This window comes from Marinobacterium jannaschii DSM 6295 (genome assembly GCF_000620085.1).
Lineage (GTDB): Bacteria > Pseudomonadota > Gammaproteobacteria > Pseudomonadales > Balneatricaceae > Pontibacterium > Pontibacterium jannaschii.
Window position 1 is genome coordinate 71622 of record NZ_JHVJ01000022.1, and the last position, 24138, is coordinate 95759.

The following is a 24138-nucleotide window of genomic DNA, read 5'->3' on the forward strand; positions in this document are numbered from 1 at the left end:
AATTCAGCCCCGCAACGGCAGGACAATAGCGGCCCGGGTGCCCTCACCCGCTGCGGTTATCAGTTCAAAGCGTCCACCATGGGCGACAGCCACTACCTGTGCCACGGCCAGACCGAGGCCGGTGCCATGGGTCTTAGTGGTAAAAAACGGTTCCATCGCGCGGCGACGCGTTTCCTCATCCATGCCAGGACCATGGTCATGAACGCAAATCCGGAGGTTGCCATCCTGCGACGTAAAGTGCAGTTCAATATCCGCTTCCTGGCCACAGGCCTGCAGAGCATTATTGACCAGGTTCAGTACCACCCCGGTCAGTGATTCTTTATTACAGCGCAGCAGTGCGCCAGGCAATTCATTAATGCACTCGCAGTCCGCATCGTAGCTGGCCAGCGGCACATCCAGCTGATCTTCCAGATCGCGCATCAGCTCATCCGTGGTGATCTCATCATCCAGCCGGATCTCACCGCGGGCAAAGACCAGCATATCCCGCACCTGCTGTTCCAGCTGGCTGAGACGCGACTTTATCTTACCGGCAAATTTTGCCCGCTTATCCGGCTGGATGTCCGGCCGCGCTATATGGTCCGAATAAAGCAACGCCGCCGACAGCGGTGTGCGGATCTGATGCGCCAGCGATGCCATCATCTGGCCCATACCGCTCAGTCGCTGGTAGTGTGACAGGCGTTCCTGCAGCAGCCGGGTTTCGGTCTGATCCGTCAGCAGCAATATCTGGCCCGGCTGATCCTGCATAGCACGGGTGGCCAGGCTCACGCGACGGCCATTCTTAAGCGAGACTTCATGACCATCGTCGGTTCGGGGGGCAAAACAGGCACTGATCACCTCGCCCCAGGGACGCTGCCGCAATGACTCTCCCAGCAGGGCTTCGGCTTCCGGATTACAGTCCGCCACCCGGCCGTCACCGTCAATCAGGATAATGCCGCCGGGAAGCAGTTCCAGCAACTGCCGCATCTGATGGGTAATTCGGGCAGCCTGGGCGACCTCACCATTGCAGCGCTCTCTTTCAGTCTCGACTTCTCGCTGCAGCCGCTCAATCTGTTGTTCCAGCACAGCGATGCGTGCTGTCGGGTCCTGCGTGTTCGCCATAAAACCTCTGTTACTTGCGCTGAATACCATATTTGCGCATTTTTTCGACCAGCGTGGTGCGCCTGACCTGCAGGCACTCAGCAGCCCGGGCCACAACGCCTTCGCACTGATCCAGCGCCTGATCAATCAATTCCCGCTCGAGTGCCTCAAGGTGCTGTTTCAGATTAATGCCTTCGGCAGGAAGCAATCTCGCAGCCTCGGAATGACCATTAACAGCCTCAGCCACAGGCGTGGACTGCTTCGCCTTCAGGTAACGCTCCGGATCAGGCTCATCCAGGTGCCGGAATTTTGACGGCAGTTCCGATACCCCTACAATGCCTGACGGATGCATGATCACCAGACGTTCAACCAGGTTCGCCAGCTCCCTGACGTTTCCTTTCCAGGCATGCCGCTGCAATGAAGCGATCGCAGTAGGATGAAAAATCACCTTCCCCAACCCCTGCGCTTCAGCCCTGAGTACCATCTCATTGAGCAGCACAGGGATATCCTCAACCCGCTCCCTCAGGGGCGGCATATCAATCGGAAATACGTTGAGACGGAAGAACAGGTCCTCCCGGAACTCGCCCTGGGCAATCATCGCTTCGAGATCTTTATGCGTGGCCGCAATCACCCTGACATCCGCTTCAAGCGTCCGGGTTCCGCCAACCCGCTCATAACGCCGTTCCTGCAATACCCGCAACAGCTTTACCTGCATACTCAGGGGCATGTCCCCGATTTCATCGAGAAACAACGTACCGCCTGCGGCCATTTCGAAACGTCCGGCCCGACTGGCTACCGCACCGGTAAAAGCGCCTTTTTCATGCCCGAAAAGTTCGCTTTCCAGTAGGTCCGCCGGAATCGCACCACAATTGATGGGAACAAAGGGGCCTTTCGCGCGCACCGAGTTCTCATGCAGGCTGCGGGCAACCACCTCTTTACCGGTGCCTGATTCACCGGTGATCAGCACACTGACATCACGTCGACCGACCTTGGCAATCATCTGGCGGGTAAAGCGAATACCTTCAGAGACCCCGAGCAGGTTATGGGTCGCCTCTTCCGGCTCAGCGACGGCCGGTTCACCGCTCTCACTGGCCACCTGAAGCCGGTGCAGCAGATCGATAAAATGACTGTAACTGAATCCCGGGTTCAGCCTTGCAATGATTCGGTTCTGTATCTGCTCAGGCAGAGCCTTAAGCTCCTGCGCTGCAATCCCGGCTGCCACCAAGGAGATATCCTCCTGCAGCTCCTGCATCCGGTTCAGTAATCGATCGATAGCGACCGGCGCAGCACAGTGCCCGAGGAAAACCACCAGCGGTTCGGCCGCAACCTCTGCATCAAAGGCCTGCAACCAGCCAGGATAATCGAAATGACGATACTGCAGTTCCAATAGCTGACAGCACACCGGCAGATAGCTGGCGGGCGTGTCATCCAGCAAGATAATTTGGCGAGAATAACTCATATCCCTGGCCATAGCGTCAAAAAAACATTGGAGGGAAGTATTTCAGCTGGGCAAATTATGTCAACTTTTTGTCGCGCATTTTTTATCCAGTAATTTCCTCCGGGTTTCACTGCCAGCAGGATGCAACCATCTACCTGAACTATGATCAAAAGGGAAAAGCAACGCCATAAGCCGAAACCGGAGATCTTAGAGCAACAGCGGGACCTATCAGCAATTACAGAGTCCGCGTTCAACCTGATCAGTTTCGGCTTCCTGATTTAAAGGAGGTGGCATGACTCTCAGCTCACAACAGCCACACAACCTGTTAAGCACCATCCGTCGCGCCATGCAACTGGGGCAGATCGAAGTATACGGCCGCCGTTCCCGGCTCTATCACCGGGGGCTCTACAGTAACGGCACCAGCCTCTGGAGCCACACCCCGACAACGGCGCTGCTGCAATCCGGAAATTACATGGTCACCACCTGCCCACAACAAAGCCTGAGCCTGGCGGTACTGAGAAAAGGCGATTTCGAACGGCTGTTCTTCCCGCTGATCAACCTGAATGGTTCGGTCAGCACGGCACTTTCCCGACTGTGCAATCAGATTAACGAGTTGAAAGAGTCATTTCCGGTAAACGGTATTGCCAGCTACCCACTGGAACCCAACGGCCATTATCAGTATGTAATATTGTTTCGCCCACTGGATTGCCTGATGCTGTTAGATATAGAGCCGGTTGCTATCTGAGCAGGCACTTAACTCAATACTTTAACCAGACAGGTGTTTAAGTCAGCTATGCCTGAGTCCTGCTATCAAAACGCTATTAAGATAAAAAAATTTATCCAGCAGCATCCCCGACTATTTGTCTTAACCGGTGCCGGTGTCAGCACCGAATCCGGCATTCCGGCTTACAGGGATGCCGAAGGTCGCTGGCAACACAAACAGCCGGTTCAGCATCAGCATTTTATGTCAGACCAGCAGATCAGACAGCGTTACTGGGCCCGCAGCCTTGCTGGCTGGCCGGTTATCCGCGATGCTCAGCCTGGGATTGCCCATCAGGTTCTGGCCCAGCTGGAACAGCGCGGCCATATTGAGCAGATCGTCACACAGAATGTCGACCGCCTGCACCAACAGGCTGGCAGCAAAAGAGTGATCGACCTGCACGGGCGCTCCGATCAGGTGCGCTGCATGGAATGCCAGGTACTGTTACCCAGAGACCAGATCCATCATCAGTCTGCGATAGCCAACCCCGCATTCACACGACTCACCGCGGCGCCTGCTCCGGATGGCGATGCCCGGCTCGAAGGCCCCTTCCCTGACTTCAGACTACCGGACTGCCCTCACTGCAATGGCATCCTTAAGCCCGACGTGGTGTTTTTCGGCGATAACGTCCCCAAATCCCGCGTCCTGACCGCGCTTGACCATTTGAGACGGGCAGATGCCATGCTGGTGATTGGCTCCTCACTGATGGTGTATTCCGGTTTCCGCTTCTGTCGACGTGCCGATGAATGGCAAAAACCAATCTGTAGCCTGACTCTGGGGAAAACGCGGGCCGATGATCTACTATCTTTAAAGCTAAACTCCGCGATAGGCGAAACATTGCTAAATCTGCAGCAGCTGGACAACTTTTAGCTGCCAGTTAATTAAATAACGCCAACCAGAAGGTGACACTAAAATCATGACTCCGGAGTCTAAATCTGGCTAATTAATAAACACCATTACCAGGGAGCAAAAACCCCAGATGGAAAGCTGCAATTAGTTTTTTCATACCGACACAAAGATGTGATATCTATTAACCATCTGATATGCTTCAGATTCAGCACTCTCGGGGGATAGTGCTGAGGAAATTTGGGGATTTCGAGGGAAACATGCTGACATCTAAGGAAAACGGCCGCGCTATCAGGGGATTGGCGTTGGGCGTAACGGTTACACTTCTGGCCGCCTGTGCGAATAATCTGAAACCAATCACAGACGCCGAAATTAAAGAACTGCAGGCAGAAAATGCACTGCTGGAAAAGTACGAAGACCTGAGTCAGATTCTGGAAAAAGATCCAGACAACAAAGCCGCAAAGCAGTCGTTAAAGAAAGTTGGCAAAGTACTCGCCACACGCGACCTAAAAGAGCTTAAAGCCAAGATCAACGGCGGCCTGACAACCGCGGGCTTCCTGCCAAAATCACTGCAGGACTCTCTGGACCCGACACTCAAAAACCTGAATGACTGGGATGCAGAAACCTATAAGCAGGCGACAGCGCTGATCGGCAAAGCCGAAAGCAAACGTCGTGCCCGGCTCTCCAACCTGCAGGACCAGTTCAACCGTCACAGCGCCGACGAGCTGAAGAAGAAGCTGGAGCTGGATAGCCGGATTTATACCCTTAACAGCGACTTCGACCAGCGTCAGCAACGCCGACAGACGATGTTTGAGCAGGCCCGCGGCAAGGCCAGCCAGTGGCTGGAAGAGAAAAAGTTTAAACAGGCTGTCGCCTTGCTGGCGATTCTGATTGAAGCTGATGAAAATCCGGCAAGTCATGAGCTTTACGCTGACGCGCGTTTCCAGGACAGCCTCAATAGTGTTCAGACCTTACAACAGCAGGGTAAAGTGGATGAAATCCACACCGTTGTCATCGCCCTGCTATCTGAATATAAGTCAGAGAAATACCGCCAGCAGCTTCAGTCCGTGGTGACTGATCTCGCTTCCTATTACAACCTGATGGCCCAGAACAGCCTGATTGAAGGCGATCAGGCCGCTACCTACAGCCACCTGTCTAAAGTCCGTCACCTCACCAAGGCAATGCCCGTGATGGGGCTGGACCGCACAATTGAGCAGGACTTTGCCAGCCAGATCTATCTGCAGGCGACTGAAGCTGCCGAAAATCAGGACCTGGGCGCGGCGATGGCCTACACCTCTGTCCTGGCCGATCTTCAGCCCATGACCGAAGAACTGAAGGTTATTCAGGATCAGGTGAACCGTCAGCTGTACGATCGCAGCGTGGTAAAGGTTGCCTCCAGTGCTTTCGATAGCCCAAGCAATGTACCGGGTCTCGGATCGCTGATTACCGCCCGCCTGATCGAACGCTTCCTTAATGAAGACCAGAAAGATATCCGTATCCTTGAGCGTGACAATATTGACGACGTGCTGAAGGAACAGGAGATCAAGGCCCTGCAGGAAGGCAGCGACGTCAATATCAGCAGCGCAGACTTCCTGCTGCAAGGCGCCGTACTGGAAGCCAGTGTCGATGAATCGAACCAGGCCACCCAGAAGACAAAGCGTGTTATCACCGACATTCAGGAAGACCCCAATCCTGAGTTCAAGGAATGGAAACAGCTTTCCGACAGTGAACGCGAACGCCGGGAAAAACCGGAAAAGACCATCAAAACAGAGGTCAAGGAAACGATCCGCTACAACATAACCCAGCATCGTAAGCTGGGCAGTGTCACGGCCTCTTTCCGCATCATCAACCCGTCCAACGCCAAGCTGGTTCACGCAGAATCCCTGCAGGAAGAACAGAAGTACGAAGGCGTCAGCAACGAAGGGGTTGAGATTGGCCTGTTTATCCTTCCGGCGGAGAATGCCCAGTTGCCGGCGAGCAACAAGATTCTGCGCGAGCTCACCCAAAAACTGGCCGACCAGATCGGTGACAAGCTGCTTGAGCAGCTGAACAATCCGGAACGCCGCTACCTGCAACAGGCAGAACAGCTGCAAACAGCCGGTGACCTGAAAGGTGCGACCAGTGCCATGGGTAAAGCAGTCGCCATGCTGAAAGCGAAAGGACTTGAGCATCAGGAACAGCTGAATGCGCTGAAGCTGCTGGCTTTGAGCACTAACTGATCCTGTGCAGACCGGGGGTAAATGAGATGTTACGCCGCACTCTGGCTGGATGTCTGATCCTTGGCCTGCCCTATATGGCGCAGGCCGCAGACGAAGGCAATAATTTTGCTGCCGACTTCACCAACTCTGTCAGCGATGGCTTGACGGATAATGTGGCGGTCGACGCGGTGAAAGATGCCTTCGGCTTTGTAAAAGAAAGCACTAAGAAAGTGATGGGACTGAAGGATGTCCCGATACGCATCGCCGTAATGCCCGCCACGGGTGAGGGTAACGAAGCTGAAAAGCACGATATCAGCAACGCGATACACAACAACCTGGGCACCAGTCAGTTCAATCTCCTGAAGCCGCATCAGCTTGAGCATGGCCTGAAACGACTGGAATCCCAGCGCGGCCAGTCCTACCTGAGCATGAATGCCGATGAGATCGCTGATGCACTGAGAGTGGATGGCCTGCTCTGGATCGATGTCGATAAAGTCGATAAGGTCTATGCCGGTGCTTATGCCCATTACGAATTTGTCGTCTCCGCCCGTCTGTTCTCTGCGAAGGACCGTAAAGAGATCTGGAAGCATCAGGACTCGATTATCGAGCGTGATGGCGGCGTGTCACTCAACCCCATCGGCATCATCGCGACGGCCGTCACATCGGCCAAAGTGCTATCGGAAGCCACCCGGCTTAAACTGATCGACCAGCTGGCGCGCAAGTTTGCCAGCGTTATCCCCGAACCCAATACCGGCAGCAGTATCAAGCCCCCTGCGATACAACTGGCGGTATCCAATGGTGCCGATGGCCCTTTCCGCGCAGGCGATGAGGTTCAGGTACTGATGGAAGCAGAACCGGACCTTCTGGCCTCCTTTACCCTCAGCGGCCGTCAGCCCATTGAGATGCAGGAGCAAACTTCCGGAAACTATATTGGCCGCTATGTCGTAAAACAGGGCGATGCCCTCAACGACGGGGTTATCGAAGTTAAAGCGGTACGTACCAGCGACAAGACAGAAACACTCTGGCGCCTGTCCGGTCGTATCGGACTGGACACCCAGCCTCCGGTGCAGCTGGCTTCGCTTGAGAACCTGCCGCAACAGGATGGTGTTCAGCTTAGCTGGAAGGCACAGGATGACAGCGGTAGCGAGATCAGTTATGGCATCGAGCGCGCCGATGTACAGGACGGTGTTTACCACTCAGTGGCCGATGCATCGATCAATCGCTTTATCGATAAAAACGTCGAGACCAACCACACCTATGTATATCGCGTAACGCCCCGTGACGCAGCCGGTAACCAGGGCTCCTCTGCCACCACTACCGCCGCGATCGTACCGCCTGGCCCAACCACGATAAGCGGCGATATACTGACCAGCCAGGTCTGGTCTGCCCTTGGCAGTCCTTATCAGATCAGCGGCAAGGTTACCCTCGGCCCGGCAGCCCGGTTGCAGATACTGCCGGGCACACTGATTGAATTTGCCCCGGGCAGTCAGCTGAATGTTGTCGGCAACCTGCAGCTTAACGGCACAGAAAGCGCTCCCGTAGTACTCAATGGCGATGACTTCAGGGTCAGCCTCACCAGCAGCAAGGTCAGCCAGCCCTGGCGCTGGGTAAAATCCCACGGCCAAGGCGGAAAACTGGAACTGAAACAAAGCACTCTGGAGATTAGCGACAGCCAGTTTGCCGGTTTGGCAATCGCCGTAACCAACTCCAGCCTGCTGACCCTGACCCGAAGCCGGGTAGATGATGCCCCCGTCGCCATTATGGTCAACCGCGCCCAGCTGAGGCTGAACGACAGCCGCCTGACAGATAACGGGACCGCCCTGCAAATCGGCCAGATATCGCGCACCCCGATTATCCATGCCGACAAGAGCCGGCTGGCAAGGAACAAAGTGCACCTTAGCAGCGCATCGCCAGTGACCATCGCAGGCCTGGCCCTGGAAGAGCCCGATTTCGGCAGTGCGATAGCCAAACTGGAAGGACCGGTCACAATCGACTGGCAATCGCTCGAAAAGTCCGACAACCTCGAACTGGGCTGGCTGGGCGAGCGCTGGATGAAGATAGTGCCACTGCTGGAGCAGCACAAATGGGCTGAAGCCCGCAACCTGATGCCCGATGGGCATGGCAAGGACCTTAAGCAACTGCTGGGCTGGATGGCCAGTGGCAAAATTCCGGCCAGAGAACCCCAGGACGACTTCCTCTATCCGGCCTATGAGGCCCTGAAACAAAAGCGCGAGCTGGATATCTGGGTACAGAACGTTCAGGTACCGTCCGGGAACGGCCTGATGAGCAGCGATGCGATCGTTCTGAAACAGGCCAAAAGCCGTTTTACCCGCAGCTATCTCAATGCACGGTATGGCAATAAGCGCCGTAAGCCGGCATTCGCCAAAGCCCAGAAACTGCCAATGCATCAGGCCCTGATCAGCAGCCGTATTGCCTATCGCCTGCAGGAAGGCCTGACCACCACGATCTCGGTATTGCATGCGCTGGATCGCAAAAAGCTGGAACATCACCTCAGTGTTGCCGGCCTGATACAGCGAGACCAGAGCAATATGCTGGTGGCCGTGGCTATCGACGGAGAAAACAGCCACCCTCTCAAGAACCGGTTATTCCAGGTACTGGAGCAGCAGAATATTCAGTTTATCGACCTCAGCACGACAGCCAGTAATAAGCGGCGCCAGGTTGCCCAGAAGCGCAAGGCAGACCTCCTCCTGTCAGCACGACTACTGGCCAGCAGCAGTGAATCCAGCCTGACCAAAAGCCTGAAAGTCGTACAGGCCGACCTGAATATGAAACTGATCTCAGTACAGGATGGCAAGGTCGTCAGCAATCAGCGACGGGATGCCAGGGTTACGGCTTTTAAAACTTCGGACGGAATCAATAAGGCGGTAGATAAGACTTTTGGCAGTATGCAGGAAAGGCTGCTGATGCAGATGTACTCGGCCCAATAGTCTTCACAACTCTGATAGTCAGACACAAAAAAGCGCAGCCCGGAGGGCTGCGCTTTTTATTGCCTGACGGAAAGGATCAGGCCAGTTCGCCACGCTCGTAACGATCAGCCATCTCTTCCAGAGAAACAGCAGTGATCTTGCTGGCATTACCCGCAGCACCAAAGGCTTCATAGCGGTCGATACAGATATCGGTCATCGCCTGCATGCTGGCTTTCAGGTATTTACGCGGATCAAACTCGGATGGGTTTTCCGCCATAAAGCGACGGATCGCGCCGGTAGAAGCAAGACGCAGGTCAGTATCGATATTGACCTTACGTACACCGTGCTTGATACCTTCAACGATCTGCTCAACCGGCACACCGTAAGTCTCAGGGATTTCGCCACCGAACTCATTGATAATCGCCAGCCACTCCTGAGGTACAGAAGAGGAACCGTGCATTACCAGGTGAGTGCCCGGGATCGCATCGTGGATCGCTTTGATGCGATCGATCGCCAGGATGTCACCTGTTGGCGGACGGGTGAACTTATAGGCACCGTGGGAAGTACCGCAGGCGATCGCCAGGGCATCAACGCCGGTCTTGGCTACGAAATCCTTGGCTTCTTCCGGATCAGTCAGCATCTGGTCGTGAGACAGGGTACCTTCAGCACCGACACCGTCTTCCTCACCCGCCTGTCCTGTTTCCAGGGAACCCAGGCAGCCCAGCTCGCCTTCCACGGAAACACCGCAGGCATGAGCCATCTCAACAACACGACGGGTTACATCAACGTTGTACTCGTAGTCGGATGGCGTCTTGCCATCTTCACGCAGTGAGCCATCCATCATTACTGAGGAGAAGCCCATTGCGATAGAGCGCTGGTTCACAGACGGAGAAGTACCGTGATCCTGATGCATACATACCGGAATATGCGGGAATTCAGCGATAGCTGCCAGAATCATATGACGCAGGAAGTTGGAACCGGCGTACTTGCGTGCACCTGCAGAAGCCTGAACAATCACCGGAGAATCGGTCTTGTCAGCGGCTTCCATAATCGCGCGCATCTGTTCCAGGTTATTGACGTTAAAAGCCGGAATGCCATAGCCGTTCTCGGCGGCGTGGTCCAGCAGCTGACGCATGGAGATCAGAGCCATCTTGTCACCCTTTTAATTTGCTAACCGTTGTTACTCAGGCCAAAGCCTGATGCAAGTGGCAGCGATTATAACCGCTGCCGATCGTTAAGCGTTACTCTGCAGCACGCGCTTCCAGCATGGCTACCGCAGGCAATACCTTACCTTCGACGAACTCAAGGAATGCGCCACCACCGGTAGAGATATAAGAAACCTTGTCAGCGATATCGTACTTATCCACTGCAGCCAGGGTGTCACCGCCCCCTGCAATGGAGAAGCCGTTATTCTCTGCAATCGCCAGAGACAGCGCCTTGGTGCCTTCTCCGAACTGATCAAACTCAAATACGCCCACCGGGCCATTCCAGATAATAGTACCGGCTTCTTTCAGCATTGCGGCCAGGCTTGCCGCTGATTCAGGACCAATATCCAGGATCATCTCGTCCTCAGCCACATCATCGGCTGATTTGATGACAGCTTCTGCGGATTCAGCAAACTCTTTAGCAACCACCACATCGACTGGGATAGGCACGTTTACCTTCTCCATCAGTGCCTGTGCTGCCGGAATCAGATCTTCTTCATACAGGGACTTACCTACTGGCTTGCCTGCCGCTGCCAGGAACGTATTGGCGATACCACCCCCGACGATCAACTGGTCAACCTTGTCGGACAGGGTTTCCAGTACAGTCAGCTTAGTAGAAACCTTAGAGCCGCCGACAATTGCGGCCAGTGGGCTGGCTGGCGCATTCAGGGCCTTCGCCAGTGCATCCAGCTCGCCTGCCAGCAGAGGGCCGGCGCAGGCAACAGGTGCGAATTTGGCAACACCGTGGGTAGACGCCTGGGCACGGTGAGCCGTACCAAAAGCATCCATCACATAGACATCACACAACGCAGCCATCTGCTTAGACAGGGCTTCGTCATCTTTCTTCTCACCGGCATTGAAGCGTACGTTTTCCAGCAGCACCAGCTCACCTTCGCCAACCTCGACGCCACCATCCAGCCAGTCTTTCACCAGCGGAACCGGGCGCTGCAACAAACCGGAAATGTACTCCGCAACCGGTGCCAGGCTGTATTTCTCTTCGTACTCACCTTCGGTCGGACGTCCCAGGTGAGACATCACCATCACTTTAGCACCGGCTTTCAACGCCAGCTCGATGGTTGGCAGAGAAGCACGAATACGTGCGTCGGAAGTAACCTGGCCATCCTTGACCGGTACGTTGAGGTCTTCACGGATCAGAACGCGCTTGCCGCTCAGATCCAGATCCGTCATCTTCAGTACGCTCATTAAAGTGTCCTGTATGGATTAAATTTCATAAAAAATCAGCCTGAACACAGGTTCAGGCTGAGGGAATTCTTAACGCAGGTTCAGCCAGTAGCGGGCCACATCCAACATACGGTTGGCAAAGCCCCACTCGTTATCGAACCAGCACAACAACTTGATCATAGTGCCGCCGGATACCCGGGTCTGGGTGGCATCAACAATGCCCGAACGCGGATCGCGGTTAAAGTCTACTGAAGCATGAGGCTCGTCGGTATAGCCCAATAGTCCGGAAAGCGGGCCATGGGCGGCCTGACGCAGAACCCGGTTAACCTCTTCAGCGCTGCACTCCTGGCGTACATTGACTGCCAGGTCCATCAGCGAGACATTGATCGTCGGTACCCTCAGGTGCAGACATTCAAAGCGCCCGGCCAGATGGGGCAGCAGACGATCGATCCCCTTATCCAGTCCGGTATCGACCGGAATAATCGAATGCAGGGCACTGCGGGTCAGTCGCAGATCCGTCTGGTGATAGCTGTCGATAACCGGCTGGTCATTCATCGCTGAGTGCACGGTTGTCGTGACACCGTTTTCAATTCCGAAAGCCTCGTCCAGCAGCTGCAGCAGGGGCACCACGCAGTTGGTGGTACAGGAGGCTGCGGATACGACTGTATGCGAGGCTTTAACCAGATGCTGGTTCAGGCCAAAGACCACAGTGGCATCGACCTCGGCAGTCGCAGGCTGGGAAAACAGCAGGCGACGCGCGCCTTTAGCCAGATGCAGCTCGGCGGTGTGGCGGTCGTTAAATGCACCGGAGCACTCCAGCACCAGATCTACATCCAGCTCCTTCCAGGGCAGGTTACGCGGATCTTCCTCGTTGAGGACCAGTATCGCATCCTGATTGATCTTAAGATGCCGACCGTCATGCTCTACCGGAAAGGGGAAGCGTCCGTGGGTGGTATCATAACGTGTCAGATAAGTGACGGTGTCGATATCCGACAGTTCATTCAGTGCAACGACTTCGAACTGATCCCGATAGCCGCTTTCATAGATCGCACGCAGGACCGACTGACCGATCCGCCCATAACCGTTAATCGCTACCCGATAGGACATTCACTACACTCAACAGAACGAGGGCCAGTATAGATACCAGCCCCCGGAACAACATCAGATTACAGACTTAACTTTCTCTGCAACGTTTTCGACGGTAAAGCCGAAGTGCTTGAACAGCTCACCGGCCGGTGCGGACTCACCGAAAGTAGTCATACCGACGATAGCGCCATTCAGGCCAACGTACTTGTACCAGAAGTCAGCCTGCAGCGCTTCGACTGCAACACGTGCGGTCACTGCAGATGGCAGTACGGATTCACGGTACTCAGCATCCTGCTTGTCGAACAGGCCGGTTTCAGGCATGGAGACAACACGTGCCTTAACGCCATCAGCCGCCAGAGCTTCCGCCGCATCCATCGCCAGCCCGACTTCGGAGCCGGTTGCGATCAGGATCGCATCTGGCTGACCGTCAGTGTCACGCAGGATGTAACCACCGCGCTTGATATTTGCGATCTGCTCAGCCGTACGCGCATGGTGAGGCAGTCCCTGACGGGAGAAGACCATCGCGGTCGGGCCGTCAGTACGCTCCAGCGCGGCTTTCCAGGCAACGGCGGATTCAACCGCGTCACATGGACGCCATGTGCTCATGTTCGGGGTATGACGCAGATTGGCAACCTGCTCGATTGGCTGGTGAGTCGGACCATCTTCGCCCAGACCGATAGAATCGTGGGTATAAACGTGGATCGCACGCTGCTTCATCAGGGCAGCCATACGCAGGGCGTTACGGGCGTACTCCATAAATACCAGGAAGGTTGCACCGTACGGTACGAAACCACCGTGCAGGGCAATACCGTTCATGATGGCGGACATACCGAACTCACGTACGCCGTAGAACAGATAGTTGCCGGAGGCGTCTTCTTTGGAGACACCCTTGGCACCGGACCACAGGGTCAGGTTAGAACCGGCCAGGTCAGCGGAACCACCCAGCAGCTCAGGCAGCATTGGCGCGTAAGCGTTAATCGCATTTTGGGAGGCTTTACGGGAAGCGATGGTATCGCCCTTCTCCGCCACTGCAGCGATATAGGCTTCAGCCTTCTCGGAGAAATCGGCTGGCAGTTCGCCAGAGATACGACGCAACAGTTCATCAGCCAGTTCAGGGAACTCAGCACGGTAGGCAGACAGGCGTTCGTTCCACTCGTTCTCCGCGTGGCTACCCGCTTCTACTGCATTCCAGTCAGCGTAAAGATCTTCAGGTACTTCGAAGGCGGCATGAGTCCAGCCCAGACGCTCGCGGGTCAGCTTGATCTCGTCGTCACCCAGCGGGGCACCGTGGCAATCTTCCTTGCCTTCTTTATTAGGGGAGCCGAAACCGATGATGGTTTTACAGCAGATCAGGGTTGGCTGTTCAGTATTGGCCTTGGCCTGACTGATCGCATCGCGGATCTGGTCAGGGTTGTGACCGTCGATGTTCGGGATCACCTGCCAGCCGTAAGACTCGAAGCGCTTAACGTTGTCGTCGGTGTACCAGCCTTCCACTTCACCGTCGATAGAGATGCCGTTGTCATCCCAGAACGCGATCAGCTTGCCCAGACCCAGGGTACCGGCCAGGGAACAGGCTTCGTGGGAGATACCTTCCATCAGGCAGCCGTCGCCCATAAACGCATAGGTGTTATGGTCAACGATGTCGTGGCCGTCGCGGTTGAACTGTGCCGCCAGGATTTTCTCTGCCACCGCCATACCGACAGCGTTGGTAATACCCTGGCCCAGCGGACCGGTAGTGGTTTCAACGCCCGGGCAGTAACCGTATTCCGGGTGGCCGGCCGTTTTAGAGTGCAGCTGACGGAAGTTTTTCAGGTCATCGATGGATACATCGTAACCGGTCAGGTGCAGCAGAGAGTAGATCAGCATAGATCCGTGGCCATTAGACAGCACAAAACGGTCGCGGTTGAACCACTGCGGGTTAGCCGGGTTGTGCTGCATAAAGTCGTTCCACAGTACCTCGGCAATATCCGCCATACCCATTGGGGCACCCGGGTGACCGGACTTGGCTTTCTGAACGGCGTCCATGCTCAGCGCGCGGATTGCGTTGGCAAGTTCTCTACGAGAGGACATTCAATCTACTCCTGGGGTAAACCCAAAACAATTAATAAACGGTGGAAATCCAAAGGCGTAATTTTCTCCCAGATAAACGTTTGCATCAAATGGGAAACCACATTTTTCTTCAAAAATGAGTGAAATTCATAAACTGAATGGTTTTTTTCATCTGTTTTCGGACTTCACATCATGCAATCAGGACGTGACCTAGCTAAAATACTCCGTTTAGAAATCCACAGAGCGGCAGCAGCAGGGAAAGACTCCCGGCCTGACTCTCCGTCAGATGCTCTGCCACCACCTGATTCTTTTTGAGGATGTTTAACTGAAATGAGCGAATACAGCTTGTTCACATCCGAATCTGTGTCCGAGGGTCACCCGGACAAGATTGCGGACCAGATCTCCGACGCCGTTCTCGATGCCATTATCAGCGAAGATAAGTACGCCCGCGTAGCCTGCGAAACACTGGTAAAAACCGGTGTTGCCGTTGTCTCCGGTGAGATCAGCACATCTGCCTGGGTCGATCTGGAAGACCTGGTTCGTAAAGTGATCTGTGACATTGGCTATACCTCCTCTGACGTGGGCTACGACGGCGAAACCTGTGGTGTGATCAACATCATCGGCAAGCAGTCTATCGATATCGCCCAGGGTGTTGACCGCTCTAAGCCTGAAGACCAGGGTGCCGGCGACCAGGGCCTGATGTTTGGCTATGCATCTAACGAAACTGACGTACTGATGCCTGCACCGATCACCTACGCCCACCGTTTGGTTGAGCGTCAGGCCGAAGCGCGGAAATCCGGCCTGTTGCCATGGCTGCGTCCGGACGCCAAGTCCCAGCTGACCTTCCGTTACGAAAACGGTAAGCCGGTGGCTGTTGACGCACTGGTTCTGTCCACCCAGCACAACCCGGACGTTTCCCAGGCTGACCTGCGCGAAGCGGTGATGGAACTGATCGTTAAGCATGTCATTCCTGCGGAATGGATCACTAACGACACTAAATTCCATATCAACCCAACCGGTAACTTCGTGATCGGCGGTCCTGTCGGTGACTGTGGCCTGACCGGTCGTAAGATCATCGTCGACACTTACGGTGGTATGGCGCGTCACGGTGGCGGAGCCTTCTCCGGCAAAGACCCGTCCAAGGTTGACCGTTCAGCAGCCTACGCCGGCCGTTATGTTGCTAAAAACGTTGTTGCAGCAGGCCTTGCGGACCGTTGTGAGATCCAGGTCTCCTACGCGATCGGTGTTGCAGAGCCAACGTCTGTATCAATCAATACCTTTGGCACCGGCAAGATCTCTGACGACAAGATTATCCAGCTGGTTCGCGAGCACTTCGATCTGCGTCCGTTCGCGATCACCAAGATGCTTGATCTGCTGCACCCGATGTACCGCGCCACTGCGGCTTACGGTCACTTCGGACGCGATCCTTACGAGATGGAAGTTAACGGTGAAACCTTCACCGCCTTCACCTGGGAACGCACAGATAAGGCCGATGCACTGCGCGCAGCCGCCGGCCTCTGAGTCAGATAAATGTAAAAAAGGCACCTTCGGGTGCCTTTTTTTCAGTCTTTTCAGCGATTGACGGAGATCCCCTGCCACCGTGTAATCTAGCCTCGAATCTATGACTAAAGTATTACAATGCGTCTTAGCAATATCAGTATACGCCGCAAGCTCATCCTGCAGGTTCTGGTCCTTATTGCCGGAATCAGTGCCACATCAGGCCTCGCCTTCTACCTGACCCAGCAGGATATTATCAATGAGCGTAAAGGCCGGCTAAAGCATATTGTTGAGGCCGGCATCAGCCAGATCCGCGGCCTGCACAACGAATTACAGCTGGGTGACCTCACGGCAACTGAATATCAGCAGCGGCTGAGACAGTTTGTCCACCACAGTCACTTTAAAGACAATGGCTACCTGTTCCTCTACTCCGACCAAGGCATCAATATTGCTCACCCGGTGATGGCTCAGCTGGAAGGCACTAATGTACTTCAGGCGCAGGATCCCGGTATCCGTCGTGCCGCCGAACTGATGATCAGCAAAACCCTGAGCAACGGCGAACTATACTGGCAACTGGCCTGGCCGCGCACACCAGACAGCCCGCCGGTACCGAAGATCGGGTACGCTGAGCATATTCCCGAGCTGCAGCTGATTCTGGCAAGCAGCCTCTATCTCGATGATCTGCAGCCTCTGAAAACCCGGCGCATGATCTACTTTGCCTGCCTTACCGCTCTGATTCTTGCGCTCTCGCTGTTTGTTGCGCTCCGCATCAGTCGAAATATCAGCCGTCCACTGAAACGCCTGTCCGGCCTGATGCACGCACTGTCCCAGGGTGACCTGAAGCATGAATCTGTCAGGGAAGAGCGGCGGGATGAGCTGGGAGCCATGAGTGAAGCCGTTGATTGCTTCCGTGAACATATGCTGGAAAACAACAGGCTGCGGGAAGCACACGAGGAGATCCGCTTCCTGCAGGAGTTCGACCCGGCCACCCGGCTGCTGAACAGACAATCTTTCGGCCTGGCCGTGCAACGGGAAATTCACCGCGCCCGCTATATCCAGTCCGGCCTGACCTCAATGGTTATCCGCTTCCCCCTGCTGCGGGAGATCGCCATACATCAGGGCAACGCGCATCGCGACCAGATGTTGCTTTGTCTCAGTCAGCGCATTCGCAGCCACCTGCAGGTTGATGACCTGCTGGCCAGGCTCTCCGATGACAGCTTTGGCATTTTGCTGCGCGATCAGGCCGATCTGATATCACTGGAACAACGCATCAACCAGATTATCGAGACCTGCGCTGCACCGATCGAACTGTCCGACGGCTTGCTGCAGCTTAAGCCTCATCTGGGCATCAGCAGCTACCCTCACAATGGGGACCATGAGTTCCAGTTGATAGGCCGGGCTGAGATCGCCGCCCATGAAGCGACCCAGCGGGAACAGCCTTTTGTCTGGTTTGACAATATGCGGGAAGGTACCCGGCAGCAGATCGAATTATGGCAGGACCTGCAGATCGCCCTCGACAGTCACCAGCTCAGGCTGGTGTTTCAGCCGCTCTACGATCTGGCCAGCGGCCAGATGAACTGCGCCGAAGTCCTGCTCCGCTGGCAACATCCGGAAAAGGGCGCCATCTCACCCGCCCACTTTATTCCTGTAGCCGAACAGAACGGTATTATCAGTGCGGTCGATCACTGGGTACTGGACGCCGTTGCCAGGCAATGCCGGGAGTGGCTCAGCGGGCAGATATCGTTCCCCCGCCTTTCCATCAACTTGTCCGCCATCAGCTTTCTGCAGCATGACTTTGAAGAAAGGCTGCAGCAGACCTTTGCTCAATATAATGTGCCGCTCAGGCTGATCCAGCTGGAGCTGACCGAGGGGGTGCTGATCAACGACTTCGCTCAGGTATCCAACCGGATCGAACGCCTGCACCGGGCCGGCATCCGCATCGCCATTGACGACTTCGGAACCGGTTACTCCTCCCTCAGCCGGCTGAAAAACCTGCCGGTAGACAGCGTTAAGATCGATCGTTCCTTTGTCGAGGAGATTGAGCACAACCACTCCGACCGGATGATCGTCGAAGCCGTGGTGCTGATCGCAAAGGGGATGGGACTGAAATCCATCGCCGAAGGTATCGAGACAGAGCAGCAACTGGAGTGGCTGCGACAGCTCGGCTGTGATGGCGTTCAGGGCTTCCTGCTCAGCCGTCCGTTGCAGAAAGCTGATTTCACCGCCCTGCTGGAGCAAGATCTGATGTCAGAAGTAGAGTAGAATCCTGCTTTTTTGTGACTGTGGATAAGACCATGCGGATTCCTCGCTTCTATCAACCGGCCGAGCTGGCCACCGGACTTGAGTTTGAGCTGGATGACAATGCGGTACAGCATATCGCCCGCGCATTGAGAATGCGTCCGGGCGAACTGATTCAGCTTTTCAACAACAGCGGCTCAGAATACACCGCCGAGCTGTTACAGGTGGAGAAGCGTCGTGTCAGCGTCCGCATCACAGATATAGCCACACCCGCTGTCGAATCCCCCTTGGCCGTTCATATCGGCCAGGTGATCTCGCGGGGCGAACGTATGGACTATGCCGTCCAGAAGGCGACCGAGATGGGCATGCAGAGCATGACCCCGTTATTCAGTGAGCGCTGCGAGGTACGGCTGAATGAAGACCGGCAGGAAAAGCGCATTCGCCACTGGCAACAGATTGCCATCAGCGCCAGTGAACAAAGCGGCCGTACCCGGGTCCCAAAGATCGAAGACACCAGCCAGTTGAAGCAGTGGCTGCAGCAGTGTGACGCTGAACTAAAGTTAGTCATGCATCACCATAGCGCACAACCGCTGGGACAGCTGGACAAGCCTGCCTCCGTGGCCCTGTTGATCGGCCCAGAAGGCGGCCTGACCGAAACCGAAGTTGAACTGGCTATTGCAGCCGGGTTCCAGCCACTGGCGCTCGGCCCAAGGGTCATGCGGACAGAGACCGCTCCGGTTGCCGCACAGGCGATTCTGCAGCAGCTCTGGGGCGATATCAGCTAAGCACCGGCCGCAGTGCAATTCCACAACAGAGTTTTCACTGCCTTCATCGCCCGTCGCAGGGTACACTCTTCAGATCATCGCGATATAACGAGACAGGATTTTATATGACCATCAAAATCGGCATAGTGATGGACCCGATTGACGCCATCAACTTTAAGAAAGACAGTTCACTGGCGATGCTATGGGCAGCTCAGCGCAAAGGCTGGGAGATCTGGTACATGGAACAGCACCAGCTGTTCTCACGCGATGGAGTGGTACAGGCTGATATGGCCCCGCTGAAGGTAGCGATGGAACCGCACAACTGGTTTGAGCGCGGCGAATACCAGCGTAAGCCTCTGGCGTCCCTGGACGTCATCCTGATGCGCAAGGATCCGCCATTCGATAACGAATATCTCTACAGCACCCATCTGCTGGAGCAGGCCGAAAGCGCCGGAGTACTGGTGGTCAACCCGGCTCAGCGCCTGCGTGACTTCAACGAGAAACTGTTCGCCACCCATTTCCCACAGTGCTGCCCACCGGTACTGGTGACCCGCAGCGAACAGCTGTTGCGCGAATTTCATGCCGAACACGGTGACGTGATCTTCAAGCCACTGGACGGTATGGGCGGCAGCCAGATATTCCGTATCCAGCCCGATGGCGTCAACCTCGGGGTGATTATCGAGACCCTGACCCGTCATGGCCACCAGACCATCATGGCGCAGAAGTACCTGCCTGAGATCGTCGACGGTGATAAGCGCATCCTGATGGTGGACGGCGAGCCGGTCCCTTACGCCCTGGCCCGTATCCCGACCGCTGGCGAAACCCGCGGCAACCTGGCGGCCGGCGGCCGCGGTGAAGGCCGTCCCCTGACCGATCAGGATCGCTGGATCTGCGAACAGATCGGTCCGGCGCTGAAAAAAGAGGGCCTGCTATTTGTCGGCCTGGATGTGATCGGCGATTACCTGACTGAGATTAACGTCACCAGCCCAACCTGTATCCGCGAGCTGGATGACCAGTTTGGCCTGGATATCGGCATGCAGCTGATGGACGCCATCGAAAAACGCCTGCAGTAACGGGTAGGTCGACGTGAACAGGGTAAATACATGGAGTGTCGCAGCCTCAGGCAATCGCCTGGGGCTGACCCTGACAGTGGCGTTGCTGCTGCACGCCGCCATCCTCTTCGGTATTCATTTCGATAGTGAAGAGATCCGACCGCTGCAGAAAACCATCGAGATCACCCTGGCTCAGTTTGAGTCTGAGGAAGCGGTGGATCATGCCGACTACGTTGCCCAAAGCAATCAGCAACGCAGCGGCAGTGAAGCAGAAAAGCAGAAACTCAGCAGTCGGGAAAGCGCCGATTTCAGCGACAATGAAGCGCAACAACAGGCGCCTCAGCAGGCACTGTTGCAGCCAACTGAAAGTGAAACCCAGCCGGTGCCGCTCCGTTCGCAAAGTTCCAGCGAACCAACCGACAAGGTGCAGCAGGAACAACAGCAACAGGCACCGCAGAAAGTGATCGCCAGCCAGCACGCGGCAGAACGCAAGCAGGCCGTTGAAAAACAAACCGCCCCCACCGCGCCACCGGAAGCCACACCCGGCACCTCCACCTCGCTGCTGGCCCGCAGCTTGGATATCGCCAGCCTGCAGGCTCAGATATCCGACCAGCAGCAGTCGGAAACGGCCGGACCGAGAGTACGTCAGATCACCTCCAATGCCACCCGCTACAGCTATGATGCCCAGTACCTGGAAAGCTGGCGCCGCAAGATCGAAACCGTCGGTAATATCAACTACCCGGAAGCCGCCCGCCGTAACAAGCTCTACGGCAGTCTGCGCCTGCTGGTTGGACTGAAGCCGGATGGCACTATCCGCGAGATCGCCGTTCTTAGCTCATCGGGCTATAAGATTCTGGACGATGCGGCGATACGCATTGTCCGGCTGGCAGCCCCCTTTGACCCCTTCCCGGTGGAGATGCGAAAAAATACCGATATACTGGAGATAATCCGAACCTGGAAGTTTGAGAAAAAAGCCTTCGTGTACTAAGTCTTAATAGAGACGCTCTGGCAACCGTCATATCGGTCTGTCCGGGCTGCTGCAAGGCATCAGGCAACTACGCGTCCGATCAGGGAAGACTCATTGTCGTCACCGGAGCAAACCGTCACCGCTCCTGTGCTCTGACTGTACGCCATACATCAAGACACCGATATGCGTCAGGGCTATTGACTGACGTTACACCCGGTAGCAGGCCCGGCCCTGCCGCCCAACAAAACGGCTGGACGATGCTTATGAGTGCTAAACACCAAAGTCTGAGAGGCCATTTCCTGCTCTCAATGCCCCATCTGGACGATCCTCATTTTGGCCAAAGTGTCACCTATATCTGTGACCACAATGAATATGGTGCCATGGGCATCGTGATTAACCGCCCACTTAATCTGGACCTGTTCGAACTTTTTTCTCACTTGGAAATGCCACATCAGGCCCTGTCTCCGGCTGAAAACTGCACCATCTTTGATGGCGGACCGGTTCGGCCGGAACATGGCTTTGTGCTGCACCCGGCCGAGGTGAATCGAAACTGGCTGGCCAGCTATGAGATTGATGACGGTATCTGCCTCACCTCTTCCCTCGATATCCTGGAAGCGATCGCTGGCGGCGAAGGCCCCCAGCAATTTCTGATCGCCCTCGGCTATGCCGGCTGGGCCGCCGGTCAGCTTGAACATGAGCTGGCGCAAAACTCCTGGTTAAGCTGTTCGGCCAATTTAGATATAATGTTCCGCCAACCAGCCGAAGAACGTCTGCATGCCGCGGCTGCGACACTGGGTGTCAACCTTGACCTCCTGACTGCACAACCAGGACACGCATAAGACCGAATGAGCAGTAACTATCAAACTATTCTGGGGTTCGATTTCGGAACCTCACGCATCGGTCTGGCCGCAGGTCAGGCTATTACCGCCACCGCTACCCCGATCGATCCTGTCGCCGCCCGTGATGGCGTTCCACAATGGGAGAAGATCGACCGCGCCGTCTCCGAATGGAAACCGGACGCTCTGGTGGTAGGCATTCCACTGAACATGGACGGCACTATCAGCGAAATGGCCCGACGGGCACGCAAGTTTGCCAATCGTCTGCACGAACGATTCAAGCTGCCGGTGTTCCTGATGGATGAGCGCCTGAGCACTGCCGAAGCCAAACAAATACATCTGGCCTCAGGGGGCGGGACAAACTTTCGCAAGGAATCCGTTGATGGCATCGCTGCCCGACTGATTCTGGAAAGCTGGTTTACCACCGACCAACTGATTCCCAGCCATACCCGATTGGAGGAGCTTTATGACAACGGGAACCCTTAGCGTAGAAGCACTGCTGGATAAGATGGGCAAGGACCTGCAAGCCCTGCTGATCCAGCGCCAGATCGAAGACCCGCTGGTAATCGGCATTCATACCGGTGGCGTCTGGCTGGCAGAACGGCTGCATAAGCAGCTCGAACTGGCAGGTCCGATCGGCACCCTGGATATCTCCTTCTACCGCGATGATTTCACCCAGGCTGGCCTCAACCCGAAGGTAAAACCTTCCCAGTTGCCCTGCCCCACCGAAGGCCGTCATATCCTGCTGGTTGACGATGTCATCATGTCCGGCCGCACTATCCGCGCGGCGATGAATGAGCTGTTCGACTATGGCCGACCGGCGTCCGTATCACTGATTACCCTGCTGGATCTGCAACGTCGCGAGCTGCCGATACAGGCAGATGTGGTTGGCGGCACCCTGTCACTGGGTCCCAACCAGATGGTCAAACTGAATGGCCCTGAACCGCTGCAACTCGAAATTCGCCAGCGCCCCTGAAAACTTTTGTGAACTGAGCCCCCCATGTTTGAGCAAACCGATCCGAATCAGATCCAACTCAACAGCGAAGGACAGCTGAAACACTACCTCACGACGGAAGGACTCTCCCGTGAGCTGCTGACAGAGATTCTTGATACTGCCGATTCCTTTGTCGATATGAGTGCCCAGCAGGTTAAGAAGGTACCTTTGCTGCGTGGTAAGACCGTGGTGAACCTGTTCTTCGAAGCCAGCACCCGCACCCTGTCCACCTTTGAGCTGGCTGCCAAACGTCTGTCTGCCGATGTCCTGAACCTCAATATCAGTACCTCCTCCACATCTAAGGGTGAAACCCTGAAAGACACCCTGATGACACTGGAAGCGATGCACTCCGATATGTTTGTGGTACGTCACTCCGACAGCGGCGCGGCCCACTTTATCGCTCAGCACGTGACGCCGGATGTCGCGGTGATCAACGCCGGTGATGGCCGCCATGCCCACCCGACCCAGGCGATGCTGGATATGCTGACCATCCGCCGCCACAAAGGTGACTTTGCACCGCTGGTAGTGGCGATCGTCGGCGATATCCTGCACAGCCGCGTGGCACGTTCGCAGATCCACGCCCTGCGCACCCTGGGTGCGGCCGAGGTCCGTGTTATCGCGCCTCAGACCCTGCTGCCAAAACATATCGAAGCCCTGGGCGTTCGCGTCTTCACCGATATGAATGAAGGCCTGAAGGATGTCGATGTGGTGATGATGCTGCGCCTGCAGAAAGAGCGTATGACCAGCGCCCTGCTGCCCAGCGAATCGGAGTTCTTCAAGCTCTACGGCCTGTCCGAGGAAAAGCTGGCACTGGCCAAGCCGGATGCCGTGGTGATGCACCCGGGCCCGATCAACCGTGGGGTTGAGATCGAGTCTGTCGTGGCCGATGGTCCTCGTTCCCTGATCCTCGATCAGGTGACTAACGGTATCGCCGTACGTATGGCGGTGATGTCGATGTCGATGAGCGGCCAGACCACTGAGAAACAGGCACGTCTTGGGAACGGGGAATAAACAGATGAGTC

At 55.7% G+C, this 24138-nt stretch carries 19 protein-coding genes; 13 read left to right on the forward strand and 6 right to left on the reverse strand.

Annotated features, from left to right (window positions below):
- Nucleotides 1-3 precede the first annotated feature (3 nt).
- Together Q354_RS0112210 and Q354_RS0112215 are read right to left on the reverse strand one after the other, a co-directional pair.
- Nucleotides 4-1098: a sensor histidine kinase gene (locus Q354_RS0112210; RefSeq protein ID WP_027857849.1), complete on the reverse strand. Its 1095-nt coding sequence runs from the start codon at nucleotides 1096-1098 to the stop codon at nucleotides 4-6.
- A gap of 10 nt (nucleotides 1099-1108) precedes the next feature.
- Nucleotides 1109-2536 (reverse strand): sigma-54 interaction domain-containing protein, encoded by a 1428-nt coding sequence (locus Q354_RS0112215; RefSeq protein WP_084332576.1) that lies wholly within the window; start codon nucleotides 2534-2536, stop codon nucleotides 1109-1111.
- 271 nt (nucleotides 2537-2807) lie between these two features.
- On the opposite strand from Q354_RS0112215, the gene Q354_RS0112225 reads away from it, so the two are divergent.
- The 4 genes from Q354_RS0112225 to Q354_RS0112240 all read left to right on the forward strand — a co-directional run bounded on the left by Q354_RS0112225 (nucleotide 2808) and on the right by Q354_RS0112240 (nucleotide 9267).
- Nucleotides 2808-3260: a hypothetical protein gene (locus tag Q354_RS0112225; protein WP_027857851.1), complete on the forward strand. Its 453-nt coding sequence runs from the start codon at nucleotides 2808-2810 to the stop codon at nucleotides 3258-3260.
- 48 nt (nucleotides 3261-3308) lie between these two features.
- The gene (locus tag Q354_RS25600; RefSeq protein WP_036229651.1) at nucleotides 3309-4145 is read left to right on the forward strand and encodes an NAD-dependent protein deacetylase; all 837 of its coding nucleotides are present in this window, start codon (nucleotides 3309-3311) and stop codon (nucleotides 4143-4145) included.
- A gap of 236 nt (nucleotides 4146-4381) precedes the next feature.
- Nucleotides 4382-6340 (forward strand): hypothetical protein, encoded by a 1959-nt coding sequence (locus Q354_RS0112235; protein ID WP_027857852.1) that lies wholly within the window; start codon nucleotides 4382-4384, stop codon nucleotides 6338-6340.
- A 26-nt stretch (nucleotides 6341-6366) separates the two neighbouring features.
- Nucleotides 6367-9267 (forward strand): fibronectin type III domain-containing protein, encoded by a 2901-nt coding sequence (locus Q354_RS0112240; RefSeq protein WP_027857853.1) that lies wholly within the window; start codon nucleotides 6367-6369, stop codon nucleotides 9265-9267.
- A gap of 76 nt (nucleotides 9268-9343) precedes the next feature.
- On the opposite strand, the gene fba is transcribed toward Q354_RS0112240, so the two are convergent.
- The 4 genes from fba to tkt all read right to left on the reverse strand — a co-directional run bounded on the left by fba (nucleotide 9344) and on the right by tkt (nucleotide 14789).
- Complete coding sequence (fba, locus tag Q354_RS0112245) at nucleotides 9344-10396, reverse strand: class II fructose-bisphosphate aldolase (RefSeq protein WP_027857854.1); 1053 nt, start codon at nucleotides 10394-10396, stop codon at nucleotides 9344-9346.
- 91 nt (nucleotides 10397-10487) lie between these two features.
- The gene (locus tag Q354_RS0112250; RefSeq protein WP_027857855.1) at nucleotides 10488-11654 is read right to left on the reverse strand and encodes a phosphoglycerate kinase; all 1167 of its coding nucleotides are present in this window, start codon (nucleotides 11652-11654) and stop codon (nucleotides 10488-10490) included.
- A 69-nt stretch (nucleotides 11655-11723) separates the two neighbouring features.
- Nucleotides 11724-12740, reverse strand: coding sequence for a type I glyceraldehyde-3-phosphate dehydrogenase (locus Q354_RS0112255; protein ID WP_027857856.1), 1017 nt, complete (start codon nucleotides 12738-12740; stop codon nucleotides 11724-11726).
- 54 nt (nucleotides 12741-12794) lie between these two features.
- On the reverse strand, nucleotides 12795-14789 hold the full coding sequence (gene tkt, locus Q354_RS0112260) for a transketolase (RefSeq protein ID WP_027857857.1): 1995 nt from the start codon (nucleotides 14787-14789) through the stop codon (nucleotides 12795-12797).
- Nucleotides 14790-15098: 309 nt separating this feature from the next.
- Here tkt and metK point away from each other — a divergent pair, with 309 nt between their 5' ends.
- The 9 genes from metK to Q354_RS0112305 all read left to right on the forward strand — a co-directional run bounded on the left by metK (nucleotide 15099) and on the right by Q354_RS0112305 (nucleotide 24127).
- The gene (metK, locus tag Q354_RS0112265) at nucleotides 15099-16289 is read left to right on the forward strand and encodes a methionine adenosyltransferase (RefSeq protein ID WP_027857858.1); all 1191 of its coding nucleotides are present in this window, start codon (nucleotides 15099-15101) and stop codon (nucleotides 16287-16289) included.
- Nucleotides 16290-16406: 117 nt separating this feature from the next.
- Nucleotides 16407-18527: an EAL domain-containing protein gene (locus tag Q354_RS0112270; RefSeq protein WP_027857859.1), complete on the forward strand. Its 2121-nt coding sequence runs from the start codon at nucleotides 16407-16409 to the stop codon at nucleotides 18525-18527.
- Between the two features lie 32 nt (nucleotides 18528-18559).
- Complete coding sequence (locus tag Q354_RS0112275) at nucleotides 18560-19288, forward strand: 16S rRNA (uracil(1498)-N(3))-methyltransferase (protein WP_027857860.1); 729 nt, start codon at nucleotides 18560-18562, stop codon at nucleotides 19286-19288.
- Nucleotides 19289-19392: 104 nt separating this feature from the next.
- Entirely contained in the window at nucleotides 19393-20340 is a 948-nt protein-coding gene (gene gshB, locus Q354_RS0112280; RefSeq protein ID WP_027857861.1) for a glutathione synthase, read from the forward strand.
- Between the two features lie 13 nt (nucleotides 20341-20353).
- Nucleotides 20354-21307 (forward strand): energy transducer TonB, encoded by a 954-nt coding sequence (locus Q354_RS0112285; RefSeq protein ID WP_027857862.1) that lies wholly within the window; start codon nucleotides 20354-20356, stop codon nucleotides 21305-21307.
- Nucleotides 21308-21549: 242 nt separating this feature from the next.
- Complete coding sequence (locus tag Q354_RS0112290; RefSeq protein ID WP_027857863.1) at nucleotides 21550-22125, forward strand: YqgE/AlgH family protein; 576 nt, start codon at nucleotides 21550-21552, stop codon at nucleotides 22123-22125.
- 6 nt (nucleotides 22126-22131) lie between these two features.
- On the forward strand, nucleotides 22132-22608 hold the full coding sequence (gene ruvX / locus Q354_RS0112295) for a Holliday junction resolvase RuvX (protein WP_027857864.1): 477 nt from the start codon (nucleotides 22132-22134) through the stop codon (nucleotides 22606-22608).
- Complete coding sequence (pyrR, locus tag Q354_RS0112300; RefSeq protein WP_027857865.1) at nucleotides 22589-23098, forward strand: bifunctional pyr operon transcriptional regulator/uracil phosphoribosyltransferase PyrR; 510 nt, start codon at nucleotides 22589-22591, stop codon at nucleotides 23096-23098. The genes ruvX and pyrR overlap by 20 nt, the downstream gene beginning before the upstream one ends.
- A 24-nt stretch (nucleotides 23099-23122) precedes the next feature.
- Nucleotides 23123-24127, forward strand: coding sequence for an aspartate carbamoyltransferase catalytic subunit (locus Q354_RS0112305; protein WP_027857866.1), 1005 nt, complete (start codon nucleotides 23123-23125; stop codon nucleotides 24125-24127).
- Nucleotides 24128-24138 lie beyond the last annotated feature (11 nt).